Annotated in this window: 10 protein-coding genes and 6 pseudogenes; 7 read left to right on the top strand and 9 right to left on the bottom strand. The window is 65.9% G+C overall.

The annotated features are described in order from the left end of the window. Position 1: 1 nt before the first annotated feature. Entirely contained in the window at positions 2-673 is a 672-nt protein-coding gene (locus tag QM841_RS27585) for an SDR family NAD(P)-dependent oxidoreductase (RefSeq protein WP_164063596.1), read from the top strand. A 63-nt stretch (positions 674-736) separates the two neighbouring features. Here QM841_RS27585 and QM841_RS27580 read toward each other — a convergent pair. Continuing rightward, a pseudogene (locus QM841_RS27580) lies at positions 737-1,244 on the bottom strand (protein kinase domain-containing protein); the annotation flags it as partial. A 125-nt stretch (positions 1,245-1,369) separates the two neighbouring features. After that, a pseudogene (locus tag QM841_RS27575) lies at positions 1,370-1,666 on the bottom strand (transposase); the annotation flags it as partial. 65 nt (positions 1,667-1,731) lie between these two features. Between QM841_RS27575 and QM841_RS27570 the strand changes: the two are divergent. Continuing rightward, positions 1,732-3,145: pseudogene (locus QM841_RS27570) on the top strand (IS30 family transposase). Here QM841_RS27570 and QM841_RS27565 read toward each other — a convergent pair. From QM841_RS27565 to QM841_RS27545, 5 genes and pseudogenes are all read right to left on the bottom strand, one after another. Beyond that, positions 3,042-3,762: pseudogene (locus QM841_RS27565) on the bottom strand (IS3 family transposase); the annotation flags it as partial. The pseudogenes QM841_RS27570 and QM841_RS27565 sit on opposite strands and share 104 nt — an antisense overlap. 23 nt (positions 3,763-3,785) lie before the next feature. Continuing rightward, positions 3,786-4,835, bottom strand: a complete 1,050-nt coding sequence (locus QM841_RS27560; RefSeq protein ID WP_120661645.1) for an IS110 family RNA-guided transposase — start codon at positions 4,833-4,835, stop codon at positions 3,786-3,788. A gap of 214 nt (positions 4,836-5,049) precedes the next feature. Beyond that, a pseudogene (locus QM841_RS27555) lies at positions 5,050-5,357 on the bottom strand (transposase); the annotation flags it as partial. Positions 5,358-5,443: 86 nt separating this feature from the next. Continuing rightward, on the bottom strand, positions 5,444-5,662 hold the full coding sequence (locus QM841_RS27550) for a hypothetical protein (protein WP_283334541.1): 219 nt from the start codon (positions 5,660-5,662) through the stop codon (positions 5,444-5,446). 107 nt (positions 5,663-5,769) lie between these two features. Further along, positions 5,770-6,995 (bottom strand): IS3 family transposase gene (locus QM841_RS27545; protein ID WP_283334608.1). Its coding sequence is split into 2 segments (ribosomal slippage): positions 5,770-6,683 and positions 6,683-6,995, totalling 1,227 coding nucleotides; the frame shifts between segments, so codons are not numbered across the junction. A 937-nt stretch (positions 6,996-7,932) separates the two neighbouring features. On the opposite strand from QM841_RS27545, the gene QM841_RS27540 reads away from it, so the two are divergent. Beyond that, positions 7,933-8,070: a hypothetical protein gene (locus QM841_RS27540; protein WP_283334540.1), complete on the top strand. Its 138-nt coding sequence runs from the start codon at positions 7,933-7,935 to the stop codon at positions 8,068-8,070. Between the two features lie 241 nt (positions 8,071-8,311). Here QM841_RS27540 and QM841_RS27535 read toward each other — a convergent pair whose 3' ends face one another. After that, complete coding sequence (locus QM841_RS27535) at positions 8,312-9,136, bottom strand: pentapeptide repeat-containing protein (protein ID WP_257014859.1); 825 nt, start codon at positions 9,134-9,136, stop codon at positions 8,312-8,314. A gap of 257 nt (positions 9,137-9,393) precedes the next feature. Next, positions 9,394-9,888, bottom strand: a complete 495-nt coding sequence (locus tag QM841_RS27530) for an N-formylglutamate amidohydrolase (RefSeq protein WP_095870057.1) — start codon at positions 9,886-9,888, stop codon at positions 9,394-9,396. 212 nt (positions 9,889-10,100) lie between these two features. Between QM841_RS27530 and QM841_RS27525 the strand changes: the two genes are divergently transcribed. The 4 genes and pseudogenes from QM841_RS27525 (at position 10,101) to QM841_RS27510 (ending at position 13,781) form a co-directional block, all read left to right on the top strand. Beyond that, positions 10,101-10,271: a hypothetical protein gene (locus tag QM841_RS27525; protein ID WP_179443379.1), complete on the top strand. Its 171-nt coding sequence runs from the start codon at positions 10,101-10,103 to the stop codon at positions 10,269-10,271. 223 nt (positions 10,272-10,494) lie between these two features. Next, positions 10,495-10,569 (top strand): annotated as a pseudogene (locus tag QM841_RS43490) (DUF2510 domain-containing protein); the annotation flags it as partial. A 67-nt stretch (positions 10,570-10,636) separates the two neighbouring features. Beyond that, complete coding sequence (locus tag QM841_RS27515; protein WP_257014870.1) at positions 10,637-11,215, top strand: DUF2510 domain-containing protein; 579 nt, start codon at positions 10,637-10,639, stop codon at positions 11,213-11,215. A gap of 826 nt (positions 11,216-12,041) precedes the next feature. Further along, positions 12,042-13,781 (top strand): zinc-ribbon domain-containing protein, encoded by a 1,740-nt coding sequence (locus tag QM841_RS27510; RefSeq protein WP_283334539.1) that lies wholly within the window; start codon positions 12,042-12,044, stop codon positions 13,779-13,781. Positions 13,782-14,397: the final 616 nt, after the last annotated feature.

Raw genomic sequence — 14,397 nt, 5'->3', positions numbered from 1 at the left:
TATGACGACCATCGCAATCATCGGGGCCGGCCGAGGGCTCGGCGCGGCAACGGCCAGACGTTTCGGGCGTGACGGATTCACTGTCGCACTGATCTCGCGCACCCAGGACAACGTCGACCGAATCGCGGCCGAACTCGCCGAGCACGGGGTGCAGGCGGGCGGATACGCCGCAGACGTGCAGGACCGGCCGAAGCTGGCCGGCGCGCTCGATCGGGCAGCCTCCGAACTCGGCCCGATCGAGGTACTGCAGTACAGCCCGGTCCCGCGCAAGGACTTCCTGCGCCCTGTCCTGAAGACGACGGCCGCCGACCTCGCCGCGGCCGCCGACTTCTCCATCCTCGGCCCCGTCACCGCCGTCCAACAAGTGCTTCCCGGAATGCGGCAACTGGGGCGCGGGACGATCCTTCTCGTCAACGGTTCCAGCGCAGCGACACCGAACCCCAACGTGGCGGGCACCTCGATCGCCTTCGCCGGCGAATCGGCCTATGGTGCAATGCTCCACGAGGCGCTCACACCTCAGAACATTCACGTCAAACAGCTCATCATCCCCGGCGCAATCGGAGGCGGGGACCCGCTCTACGCCCCCGATGCCCTGGCCGATCAGCTCTGGAACATCCACGCCCAGCCTGGCCCCTTCCGAGCCACCGTCAGCGGAATCGGCCTGACCACGTGAGTATTCCACCGAATGACCGATAGTGGCGACTCAGCGCCGCGGGTGAGATCACCAGGCGGTCGGCGATGCCACCTCATCGACCAGTGATGACCCGTCGCGCAGCTCATCCAACTCGACGAGGCACACCGTCGGCGTAGTCGCGCTGCACAGCGGACGCGACCCGCATCGCCAGCCGCGTCTTGCCGACACCGCCGATCCCGGTCAACGTCACCAGCCGAGACCCGGCCAGCAGATTCTTCGCCTCGGTCAACTCGTGCCGGCGGCCGACGAAACTCGTCAGCTCCTGGGGAAGACTTCCCGTCGCGCCCGGCGTGGAGGAAGGCTGCGACAATCGCCCGCCGCGCCAGGTCGGTTGCTCCCCGTTCCCCTGCGCATCGGCCTCCGCACGAAGTGCCATCTCGTCGACCGGGAAGCCGTGGTCGCGTTGCAGCCCTCGCAGCTGTTCCCCGAAGTCGGCGGCAGTGGCCGGGCGCTGACCGGGGGTCCGGGACATCGCGCGGGCGATCACCGCGGACACTTCGTCGGGGATTCCGTGCTCACGCAGGTCGGGCACCGCCTGCGTGGTGATCCGCCGCGCATCGACGTACCTTCCTCGGGGACTGTACTCACTGTGGAATTGCTCTTGGGGGTGTGCGAGCTGGTGGTGCGTGGAACATGGTTGTTGTGAGGTTGCCCCTCGGGAGTGGACACCGGATTTCATGCGGCGACTGACAGCGTAGACGACGCGATCAGTCGTTGTTCGAACTCCACTGGGGTGAGGTATCCGAGGGCGGAGTGACGGCGACGTCGATTGAAGTACGAGAGCCACTCGAACAGCTCCAGCCGTGCCTGCGACTTCGACGTCCAACTCCGTCCGTGCAGCCACTCCCTCTTGAGTCCTTGGAAGAACGACTCGGCGAGAGCATTATCGTAACTCGAGCCGACCCGTCCCCGACTCTGCTGGATCCCATGACGGCGGCATACATCGACGAAAGCTGCTGCGGTGTACTGGGCGGGCTCAACCGGTCGATGCAACACCTCGATCACGGAGGTGTGCGATGGGATGGGGCAGCAAGCAGATGTTTCGGGCGCCGGTGGGTGCCAGGCGGCAGTGGGCGGCGGACAGGGCATTGCGACCTCCGATGCGTTCACCGGGCCGGCCGGAGCCCTCTCGTGCGGTGCAGCGGGACTTCTGGCGGCGGATCGCATCGGGAGTGACGACGGTCGAGGCCGCGGAGGCCGTCGGCGTGTCGTGGCCGGTCGGGTGCCGTTGGTTCCGCCACGCTGGCGGCATGCCGCCGATCAGCCTGGACGAGCCCACGGGCCGCTACCTGTCGTTCGCCGAGCGTGAGGAGATCGCACTGCTGCGCGCCCAGGATGTCGGCGTGCGCGACATCGCTCGTCGGATCGGACGTGACCCGGGAACGATCTCACGCGAACTGCGCCGCAACGCAGCGACCCGGGGCGGCAAGCCGGTCTACCGGGCACTGGTGGCGCAGTGGAAAGCGCAACAGGCCGCGAAGCGCCCGAAGACGGCGAAGCTCGTGGACAACGACAGGTTGCGAAAATACGTGCAGGAGCGGCTCTCCGGCAGCGTCCGCCGACCCGACGGCACGATCGTCCGCGGGCCGCAGACGCCCGCGTGGAAGGGACTGAACAAGCCGCATCGGCAGGACAGGCCATGGGCGACGGTGTGGAGCCGAAGAACAGATCTCGCACCGGCTCAGGATCGACTTCCCCGATGATGAGTCCATGCGCATCAGCCATGAGGCGATCTACCAATCGTTGTTCATCGAGGGCCGTGGCGCGCTCAAACGGGAGCTGGTCGCGTGCCTGCGCACCGGGCGGGCGCTGCGGGTCCCCCGAGCGCGGTCGCAGAACAAACCGCAAGGGCATGTCACCGAGGACGTCGTGATCAGCGAACGCCCCGCCGAAGCCGCCGATCGCGCCGTCCCGGGGCACTGGGAGGGGGATCTGATCATCGGAACCGGCCGGTCCGCAATCGGCACGCTCGTCGAGCGCAGCAGCCGATCGACGATTCTCGTGCACCTGCCTCGGCTGGAGGGTTGGGGCGAGAAGCCACCCGTGAAGAATGGTCCTTCCCTCGGCGGCTATGGCGCCGTCGCGATGAACGCCGCGCTGACGACATCGATGACCACCCTCCCCGAGCAGCTCCGCAAGACCCTCACCTGGGACCGCGGGAAGGAACTCTCCGGTCATGCCCAGTTCGCCCTCGATACCGGCACGAAAGTGTTCTTCGCCGACCCGCACTCACCCTGGCAACGACCGACGAACGAGAACACGAACGGCCTGCTGCGCCAGTACTTCCCGAAGGGAACCGATCTGTCCAGGTGGTCCGCCGAGGACCTCGAAGCCGTCGCCCTGGCGATCAATAACCGGCCCCGCAAGATCCACGACTGGCGAACCCCGGCCGAGGTCTTCGCCGAGCAGCTATGCTCACTGCAACAGCCAGGTGTTGCGACGACCGATTGAATCCGCCCTGTGATCCGCGGTCACTGTGGAAGATGACGCCACCGACGTCACCACCTCGGGTGCGCACTGCCATCTCGATCGCGTCCGTGACGAGATCGGTGCGCATGTGGTCGGCGATGGACCAGCCCACCACCCGGCGTGAGCAGATGTCGATCACCGTGGCCAAGAACAACCACGAGGATCCCACGGGGATGTAGGTGATGTCCCCACACCATTTGGTATCGACAGCCGTAGCGGTGAAGTCTCGCATCACCAGATCCGGCACCGACGGAGCCGACTTGTCCGCGATGGTCGTGCGCTTGCTGCGGCGCAGGTGCCGGCCGACCACGTGGTGGATTCGCATCAGCCGGGTCACCCGTTTGCGGTTGATCTTGCGTCCGCGGGAGCGGAGTTCGGCGTGAACGCGCGGGGCGCCGTAGGCGCTGCGGTGCTCGGCATGGATGGCGCGGATCTCGGCGACTGTCGCAGCCTCCTCCGCCGCGTGCTCGGCGCGAGCATCCTCGGTGGCCAGGTGCCGGTAGTAACCGGAGCGGGAGGTTCCCAGCACCCGGCACAGCCGCTGCACGGAAGAACTCGGCGCGATGGTCGGAGATGAAGTCCCAGCGGCGGGTCTTCACTTAACCTCTTTGATGCTTCTATGTCAAGCCGCCGCCGAAAGCGATGATTCCGAGGCGTTTCCGGTCGCGGACTCGTGGACGCGCAGGACCTGAAACACCCGGTCGGAAACACGTCGGCGGAGCAGGCGCACTGCTTCCCGCTTCGTCTTCCCGGCTGCCTGCAACTTGGCCACGTAGTCCTTGCCCGGCCCGCCGCGAGCGACCTGCGTAGTGGCGATCGCGTGCAGCGCGGCGTTCACGGCACGGTTGCCACCGCGATTGAGGCGGACCCGCTCGTGGGCCGACCAGACCGGGATCGGGGCGGTGCCGTTGAACTTCGCGTAGGCATCTTTCGAGTGGAACCGTCGAGCGTCGGCTGTCTCGCCGATGATGACCGCGGCGGAGAGGACTCCGCACCCGGGTATCGCGAGCAGCGACGGCGCGATCCGCCGAACGCGGTCACGGATCTGGCGCTCGAGATCGTTGACCTGCTCGGTCAGCTGCCGGCACCGGTCGAGGAGTTCGCCCGCGATCTGGGCGACCACACCGGTGAACGCGGTCAACCGTTCGGCGAGCTCGTCCATGACGCGATACCGCCGGATCCCCCGCACGGGAATCACCAATTCGGGGTCCAGTTCGTGCAGGTGCCAGCGAAGCCTGTTGATGAGTTTCGTTCTCTCGCAGACCAAGTTGCGTCGGTGATCGGACAGGAGCTTGACCTCCCTGGTGGATTCGTCCAGTTGGGCGATCGGCAGATTCTCCTCACGCAGCGCGGCCATCGCCACGGCGTGGGCGTCGATGGGGTCGGATTTTCCCGGCTGGCGGGCGCTGCGCCGGTGCAGGGCCATCAACTGGGTCTTGACCCGGACCACCGCGTGGCCCCGGGACAGCAGATCCGATTCGAGCCGCCGAGTCACATGGCGGCAGTCCTCGAGCGCGAACTGCACCTGCGGCCACTGGGCGGCCCACTCGATCGCCGACAGATGACCCTCGGTGGTGGCCTTGACGGTCCGCTGCCCGACCTGACGGCCGATGTCGTCGACCGCGACGAGGGTGTGGGTGGATTTGTGGGCGTCGACTCCGATCACGATCAACTGGCGACTCCAATCCGGTTGACGGGCTGTAGGCGTCGGATCGGTGCGTTCGCGGGCAGGCCTCAATCGGGCATCAGCGGCAGGCTTCTATCAAGCCACACGAACGACCCTCCGGGCCCGGTGGGACCGCACATCAAGACAAGCCACCAGGCCGTGGACCGGGGCAGCAAAATACCGAGCGAATCCCACCGGACCTCTCCAGGATGACATTGACGCGAAATACGCGGCTGCCCGGCGCAGGATGTCGCGTTCGAGCTGCCATTCCTTCTCGGCACCGCGTAACCGGGCGTTCTCTGCCCGCAGCCGCGCGAGCTCGTCCGCTTGGGTTTCCCCACCGGCGGTGCTGCGGGCCTCCGGGCGTCCATTGCGGGCGGTGGCCTTGCGAACCCACGTCCGTAGCGTTTCGCCACTGATGCCCAGGTCCGCGGCGACCGCCGCATATGTGCGCTGGCCGTCGGCCGCGCGGTACAGCGCGATCGCGTCTTTCCGGAATTCCTCCGTGTACAGAGACTGGCGTCCCACTTCGACATCCCTCCTGGCTCTCCTAGAACCATTGTCAGGGGTGTCCACTCCAAGGGTGCAACCTCAGTTGCGCTTTCTAAGGCTCTCTAGCGACCACGGGTGGGGCCGGCAGAATCCGCGGCGGTGGGCGTGGCGCCGGGATCTCTACGGGCCATGTGGCTAGGGTCGGGCAGGTGAGCGGCAGCGAGCGGGTGGTGATGTTCGACATCGACGGCGGCCTGGCGGACCTGTCGGCATTCACCCACCTCCTGACCGGCCAGCCGGAGGGGAGCCGTCGACAGGCGTGGCAGCGGTTCTTCGACCATGTCGGGCAGGCGGCGGTCATCGAACCGGGCCGAGATCTGGTGGAGGCGGTGGCCGGTCTGGGGTTGGTGGTGGTGGGGCGTTCCCCCCGAGATGTGGACACCAGTTCCTATGCGGCGGTGGCCAGCCTAGCCGATCGCTGCTCGTACTCGATCGGACAGATCTGGCCGAGAGTGGAATGCCTCCTTCTCGTGTTGTATCGCGTGATCCAGCGGAAGACGGCAGCGCGCGCCTCACCCGAGCTGTTCCAGCGCTTCCGCCCCTGCAACGTCTCCCGTTTCAACGTCGCGTTCAGCGATTCGGCGGCGGCATTGTCCGCCGACGTCCCGACCGCACCCCGCGATGTCGTCACCCCCAACTCGCGGCAGAGGTCAGCGAACTCAGCCGATGCATATTGAGCCCCGTTGTCGGAGTGGAAAATTGCCCCATCGAGACCGGCGGCGCCACGACAGGCGGCGGCCGCCCGCAGCGCGTCGGTGACCAACTCGGTGCGCATGTGGTCGGCGATCGACCACCCCGCCAACCGCCTCGAGTGCAGGTCCAACACCGTCGCCAGATACAGAAATTCACCGTCACCCACCGGAAGGTAGGTGATGTCCCCGACGTATCTGGTGTTCGGTGCGCTCGCGGTGAAATCCCGCCGGATCAGGTCCGGAACCGGGGCCGCGTCCGGGTCGGGGACGGTGGTGCGCACCGGTTTGCGCAGGTGCACGCCGACGATCCCGTTCACGCGCATCACCCGTTCCACTCGCTTGTGATTGACCTCGATCCCGGCATCGCGCAGCTCGGCGGTCACCCGCGGTGCCCCGTAGGTGCCGTCGGAGTCGTCGTGGATGGCGCGGATCCGCTCGGCCAGCTCCTCGTCGGCGGAGGCGCGGGCGGCCCGGGCCGGGGCGGCGACCCGCCACCGGTAGAAGCCCGAGCGGGAGACCTCGAGGAGCTGGCACAGCCACTTCACCGGAAAGGTGTCGCAGTGGTCGTCAACGAATTGGAAGTGGCTGCTCACCAACTCGTCTCCCCGGCGAAATATTTCGCGGCCCTCCGCAGGATCTCCCGCTCGGTTTCGAGCTTCCGGATCTGGGCCTTGAGCTGCCTGTTCTCTTCCTCCAACACGGACTCGGACGATACCTTGCCGGCCGGTCGTGACGGCCCCTTGGCTCCGCGCTCGGCCGCGGGAGCGCCGGTGCGTTTGCGTTCGGCGCGCACCCAGTTGCGCAGCGTCTCGCGGCTGATTCCCAGATCCCGGCCGATGCCTTCGAGCGTGTGGCTCGGATCGGACAGGTACAGCGCGACGGCATCGGCCTTGAATTCCGCCGAGTACGACTTCATCACCATCAGTGACATCTCTTCCTCTGGGTCTTCACGACCCAGTGTCCAGGATGTCCTCACTCAAGGGGGAAGCCCCGTGTATTCCACGACCCGGCCCGTCTCCTGCGCAGGTCAGACCCGGATATGGCTCGGGCATAACGGTTTTCCACCCGGCCGGGCGCTGTTGTGCCGCTCCCGCAATGACGTCCGACCGGCGGTCGAGGTCAAGGCCGGCCACTGCCGAGCCGTTGGGTCGTGGTTGTCGGCATTCGTCGACGACGACCCGGAAGCCGTGGACGCACTGCGCTCCGGCGGGGTGCGGGCGCACTCGTTCGACGAGTTGTCGGGCCTGCGAATACGCGAGCTCAAGACAGTGCTGGCCGCAGGGCGTCCCGCCGCGCGGACCGGCAACGGGACGAACCGGCGACGGCGTCACCGCACCACACCGCACCACCGACCGGGGCAGGTGGCACAGAGATCGCCCTCAGCCGGGACTTGACCAGACTCCGGTGATCGGTGTTGCAGCGACTCCCGAGACTTCTTACTCATGCTGACTGCCTGGGGCGATGAGAGCGGATCGCAGCCCGACCGCGACCCCGACACGTACCTGATCGCGGCAGCGTTATGCGACGAGGACGATGCCCGGACGTCCGCAAAACAATGGAAGCGCTCCGCCTGTCCACGGAGAAAAAGGTCCATTGGCACGGCAGCAGCGCCGACCGCCGGCACGACCTCATCGAGGCCGTCGCAGCGCTCCCGCTGGCAGGACTCGTCGTCATTCACACCGAAGCCGCCGTCTCCGACCGGTGCCACCGCAGAAAATGCCTGGAGTATCTGCTCCCCAACCTGGCCGAGATGCCGTGCAGCCACATCACACTCGAATCCCGCAGCCACCTGGACGCCAGCGATGTCGACATCCTGCAGAAAATTTCGAGCCCCGAAGGTGATCACCTCATCGCTGCGGGTGAATCACGCAGTCGGCATGGTCGAGCCGGCGCTCTGGGTCGCGGACATCGTGTGCGGAGCGGTGGTCCAATCCCGGGTCGGAAATCCCAGCTACCTGGCGAAACTGGCAGGTGCGGTCGACCTGCGCCAGATTTGATCCGGAAACGACGCGAGCCACAGGCCTCGTCGTCCGGCGAGTAATCCTGTGGCTCACTTCCAGCCCCACCTCGATGGGGTGGCATCACCATGGAATATACCGTCACCGAGGCGGTCAGTACCCGAGCTCGCGGTCCAGTCCGGGGCCGTTCGCCTCCACAACGCCGGGGCGCTGCCTGAGGGGTCCGGATTTCGGGCCGGGTGGGGCGGGAGGGCGGATACCCGCAACCTCGGCCGTTCATTCAACTCCCGAACAAGCTCGATCCCTCACCGGGCTCAACAATCGGCGGGTTGGGCGTTTCAGTCGGTGGAGGATTGACGTGCACCGAGAACGTTCCGGTTCCGCGACCACCGGCACTATTGACCGTGCAATTAACCAAGGTCTGCCCGACCGGGAATCGGTCGCCAGAGGTGCGGTCGCAGCCCTCGAAGACGGTTCCGGGCAGATTGGCGGGTGCGGGCCATGTAACCGCGGCGGTGCCCGATTGGTCCGCGTCGGTGTAGATGACTGAGGGCACCAGCAGGGTGCTGGTGAGATTGGCACCTGACAGGTTCGCGCCCGTGAGGTCTGCGGCTGCGAGGTTCGCGCCGGCAAGGTCGGTGTCGGTGAGGTTCGCTCCGACGAGTTTGGTGTTGGACAGGTCAGCTGCGAGCCAGTAGCCACGAGTGATGTCTGTGCCTGATAGATCGGCGGAATGGAGAACGACGGTGAGACCGTATGAATCCTTGAGGTTGACGTTGTTGAGCTTCGCACCGGACAGGTCCGCTAGATGGATGTTCGCGCCTTCGAGGTTTCCGCCCGAGAGATCCGCGCCCTTCAGGTTGGCTCCGACGAAGTTCACTCCGTGAAGGTCCGCACCCCTCAGATCCGCACCGGGGCAGGAAGTCAGCGGCTCGAGCGGCCACGGATTCGGCACCCTAATCGTGCACGTCCCAACCACCGTGTCCGCCAGAGCAACAGGGGCTGTGATCCCAACTCCAGCCACCCCCGCAACCGCGACACCGAGCCAGGAGATCGCATGCCGCCAAGTGCGGCGCGGTCGGAAACGATGCACAGCAAGACTCATCTTCACTACAGGTTCTTACCAACCCCACTGAGTTGAAGGTATCCGCTGCGCGAATGAATCTCAGAGGGTTGAGGGACCCAGGACCTTAGACGCCGGCGGCAGATGTCGCCGAGGACGGCACCGCTTACCACGCCGCCGCACTGAACACAATCAACGGAATCGCCTGCAATACAAGCACTCCACCTGCACGACGGGGGCGACCACCACCGGTCAGCCGGGCAAATCCTGCCATGGGGGCCACGATAGCGCAGGGCAGCTCACGCGGTCGTGGGAATGGCGATCTGCTCTCTCCCGTCGATGGCAGAGAGCAGATAGTGCGGGGAGGTGACCACCTGTCGAGGCACGGCAATCGCCTGCCGGTCGGTGTCGAGGTAGAGGCGGTATGCGAGCTGTCCGTCCCGGTGGCCGCCGGTGTCCGGGTCGACAGCACCGAGGAAGTATCCGTGCGAGGCGCCGGCGGTGGAGAAGATCGCGCGCGCCCACTCGGCGGGCTCGGCGGGCGGCAGATACCGTGGCCGACCTGTCTCGGCGTCGAGGGTGTGCACGAGGACCGTGACCGCGAACCCGGCCACGGCCGGGAACCACTGCTCTGCCGCGACGTCGAACGGTGCGATGGAGGTGTGGATCCGCAGTTCGATGTCCTGTCCGGTGCGCGCCGACACCGTGATGAGGTGCGGATCCGCTGAGATGTCACCGGTGGCCAGAGACGGCAGAGCCTGGTCGGCGCTGGGGTTTCCGGTGCTTGCGGACATGGGACAAAGGGTACGGGGGCTTCGGCGCCCGGCTGAGAGGGCGACCGGGAGTTCGCATCGCCGACGACAGGACCGGCTGAATGTTCCATTTAGCGGAGACGACATGTCCCCCTGAAGGATTTTTGGCCGAACATGCACAGCGCCGGCCTTCGTCTCGACGTCGCCGGGTGGCACAGTTCGGATCACCGCCCACCCCGGGGCAGGATGAGACCGTGAGCGACCGAACCACAGCAGACCTTGAGCGTGAACTCGCCATGCTCGCCTACGTACGCGACCGTCTCCGGGCTTCGGAGGGCGAAGGCTTCCGTATCCCGACCACCGCCGTCGACCAGGTTCTCGATGAGCTCAACAGTCTCGAACGATCGCCGTGGGATCCGGCTTGATTTCGTCCGCGCAGTCCGAGCTACTTACGGATGCGCAGCGGTTCACGGGCGGCTCCCGAAGTGCCGTCGGTGCGGACCTCTGGCCGGCCAGGATGTAACGAAGACAGCTGACCTCGCGAACCAGACTGCGGTGCCATTCCCAAAACCTTCGGGATCCTGATGCCCCCGCCTGAACCTCCTGGGATTGGGGGGTCCTCGACACGGACTGATTGGAAACCCCGCAATGACTTCCCCGACAACGCCGCCCGGCTGGCATCCGGATCCGGTTGATCCGAACCTCGTGCGTTACTGGGACGGCGCTCAGTGGACCGGAGACACCCGGCCGAAGGCCGGTCAGACCCCGAATCCGCCTAAGAAAAAGGGGGGTGTTCGGGAAGGTGCTGCTGGTCGTTGCCGCTGTGCTGGTGGTCATGGCGATCCTCGGGACAGTGCTCGGTGGGAACGACAAGAAAGACGACAGGCCCGCGGTAGCGGCTGCGGCGACCCTCGCAACCACTACCACGACCGCGGCACCCACGACCTCGAAGGCAGCGGCGTCGACGTCCGCACCGGCTACGACGCCCCCGGTGACAACCACCCAGGCGCCGGCCGCTGCGCCGAGGCCCGCGATTCCGGCATCGGACCCGAGGTGCGCCCCGGCGAACGAATCACTGGTCGCCATGGTCGAATCCGGCTTCTCGGCTTCCGGGCTGTCGCTGATCAACGGCACGGTCATCGACTCCGGACCGTACACGTTCCTGGGCGGCACCACCGTCGACACCACCGGCAAGGTGAAGAACCGCTCCGATGTCTGGGTGATCTCGAACGGCGCGGTCTATGCCTCGACCGGCGGCGCCCGCAACACCACAACCTGGCCGAAGGCCAGTGCGGCACCGCTGCAGATCTCACCGGGTGACGAGATCGTCCAGGCGCTCGACACCTGCGTAGTCAACCTGACCCGCTGATGGCCGGAGTTGTCGTCGCTCGTGGGCTTCGCGGATAGCGCGGTTGCGGTGAGTTGGACGACGGAGCAGGTGGCTGCCTCGAACTTGGCCGTACCTGCGGATACGGCGCTTTTCGGCGGTACTGCAGAGCAGTCGGGACGGACGACTGGGTCCGCCCCGACTGCGTGCGAGCACTCCGAGCTAGCCGAGCAGATTGCTGAACCATTCCAGCAGTTTGCTCAAACACTCCCACAGTTCAGGGACGTGCCGGAGCGATACCACGGTCCGAATGCCATTGAACAGCAAATGGATTCGCTCTGCCCGTGTCATCTTATTCTTTACTTCACTATTTGATTGTTCTCTATCTATTTCTCTTTTAATTTCCATTTTAGTTATTCCTTCCGGTGATCCATCACCTTTCTTTGTTGTCCGAAAAATGGCATAATACGATCCAAGGAGTAATTCTCTGGAGTGCTCGTCGCCGCCATTCTTCGGTGTCGAGGGTCCCACATTACAGGATGCGTCACCGCAGGTCTAGTGCCCATGGCGTGTATTTTTCTGCGGATTGGGAATTGCGTATTCGGGTATTAATAGCCCCGCAATAGTCAAAGCTAAATGGAAATTCCGGAGTAATACTTATATCTGCACTTAATATTGTTCGCCCACTCTGGCAGCTGGCTGGAACCCTGAAGGTGAGTCCTCGGCTCGGAGTTCCTCCCCGTGGATGAGTGCGGAGGCCGGCTGATGAGTTGGCGCGACTATCGTCACGACTACCTGCGAGCAGGGCTGTGGCGGGTGGGAAATCGGTGCGAGCAGACGGGGCCGTTCCATGGAAATGTGAGGAGCGATGGTGCCGACTCAGGAGTGCTCGACCACGGACTGCGGGCGGCCAGCTGCCTTCGCCACCCGCAGCGAACCCGCCTGGTGCCTCGACTGCATCGACAACTTGGTACGCGCTGGTGGCCTCGAACCGGCGGAGCCGTTCACCAAACCGAGCACGTGGCGGCTCACCACCTGCAGCACCTGCGGGGTGCAGGCCCACTACCTGCTCAAGTACATCGTCGGCAACAACGCGGCCGGGATCGCGACCTGTCGGGCATGCCACTGGAAAGCCTGGCCGGGCAACCGAGGCCCTCGCCCGGGAGCCACTCCCGATCGGGAGAAGATCGCCCGCCGACTCGACGAGTTCGGGTACAAGCTGATCGATCCGCTCGACGAGGTCAGCGACGACGGCAATGGCCCCCTCGTGGCCAAATGCCGCCAGTGTGGGCGTATCTGGGCCGCCCGCATGGCGGACTTCGGATGGCACTGCAACTGTTCCCGCAATTCCCGCTCCTCGAACCCGGCAAGCCCCCGTGCTGGCCGGGTGCTGCTGTCCGAGTCGGACTCTCCGGCGCTGCAGTGGTGGGACCACGAACGCAACGACGAGGCGACGTTTCGCACCGTAACGGTCCGGGCCACCCGAGCGTGTCAGTGGCGGTGCCCGGAGTGCGGGCTGCGATTTGAGGCGAAGCCGGCGACGATGACCGACCGGCCGACCTGCCCGGACTGTTCGACCCGCCGGCAAGAGGAATGGGAGATCGAATACGCGCAGTGGAGGACGACCCCGATCGCTGACGTACCCGAGCTGGCGGCAGCGTGGGCGGACGACGCCGACCCACGAAAGGTGATGGTGGCCAATGGCACACAACGGCGGTTCCGTTGCCCGAAGGAACACTATCCCCGGCTGACCCCGATACGGTTCCTCAAGGCAGGGTGTCCGCAGTGTCGCGGCGCGAAGACGGCGACCGCGAAGAAGTGGCTCGCCGACACCTCGCCTGAAATCGCCAGCCAGTGGCATCCGACATTCAACGGCACGCACACTCCACAGAACGTGGTGTGGAACTCGCAGCGCACAGTCTGGTGGCGGGCGGACTGCTGCGGCCACGAATGGCCGGACACAGTCCGGGCGCGCGACAAGTATCAGCGGCTGAGGTGCCCGGCCTGTCGCACCTTCCTCGGCTCGCTGGCCTGGCACGACCCAGGGTTGGCCGCGGAGTGGAGCCCGGCGAACCCGATCACCGCATGGAACGTGCGCCCACACACCTCCACGCCATTCGTGCCGGAGTGGATCTGCGCCACCAACCCCGGACACACGTGGCAGGCACCGCTGAGCAGCCGCTCGAACGGCGCCGAATGCCCGGACTGCCGCGAGGCCGGCAAATCGCGAGTGGAGCTGGCTCACCACGCCGCCGCCGAGGAGCTGTTCGGCAACGCGCGCTCCGGGGTGACCATGAAGGACAAGGCCTTCACCACCCGGAAGTCGTGGACCACCGACATCAGCGTCAGCGTCAACGAGCACACGCTGGTGATCGAGTACGACGGCGCGTACTGGCATCGCGCGCCGGCGAAGGTCCTCGTCGACGAACGCAAGAGCCGAGACCTGCTCGCGGCCGGATTCTGGGTGGTGCGGCTGCGCGAAGACGACCTCCCCGCTCTGGGGATTGACCATCCCCGCTACCGGGAAGTGCGGGTGCACTCCAGCGTTGCGCGACCAGGACCCGTCATGGAGGACATCCGCGACTGGGTCACGGACCTGACCGCGTAACTCGACAGGAAAGTGCCCCTCCTTGAGGACATCCGAGCGGTGGAACGGAACAAGGACGCCCTCGAGCAGGCGGCACGGTCTGCGTGAACTCCCCGGATCCGCTGCGCGGCAAGGTCGCCGCGCAGCTCACCGCCATGTCTATGCCCGGTGGTCCGCTGCACACCAAATCCGACGCGAGCACGATGATCCGCTTCGCGGCATCACCGGCCTGGCTGCGGTTTCGCCGCACCGTCATCGACTGGTGTCTGGCGCGGGAAACCCCACTGCGCGAGGGCCGGGTGGCCATTCTGATGGCCGGTCCGCCCGGTGCCAGCAAATCCACCGCCCAAGCCCATATGGTGGGGGAGCACCTGCAGGGGTGGCGGCATATGGATGCGGACGAGTTCGAACTTCGCCTCCTCGCGGCGGCTGACGCGGACGGCTTGCTGCAGCAGTTCCTGCCCGAGGAGCTTCGATCAGCTTCCGGGCAGCCGAGCCGCTTCTATCCGAACGACCTGTCCGCACTGGTCCACATCGAATCGAACTTTCTGCTCGAAACGGTGGTCACGCAGTCGTTGAGGGAGTACGTGATCATCGACGGCACGAGGGCCTGGAAGCCATGGGTGCCCGAGTTGGT

Source organism: Rhodococcus sp. IEGM 1307, from assembly GCF_030056915.1.
Taxonomy (GTDB): Bacteria; Actinomycetota; Actinomycetes; order Mycobacteriales; family Mycobacteriaceae; genus Rhodococcus_F; species Rhodococcus_F opacus_D.
The sequence above is the reverse complement of the archived record's forward strand: the minus strand, read 5'-3'. Positions and strand labels throughout refer to the sequence as shown.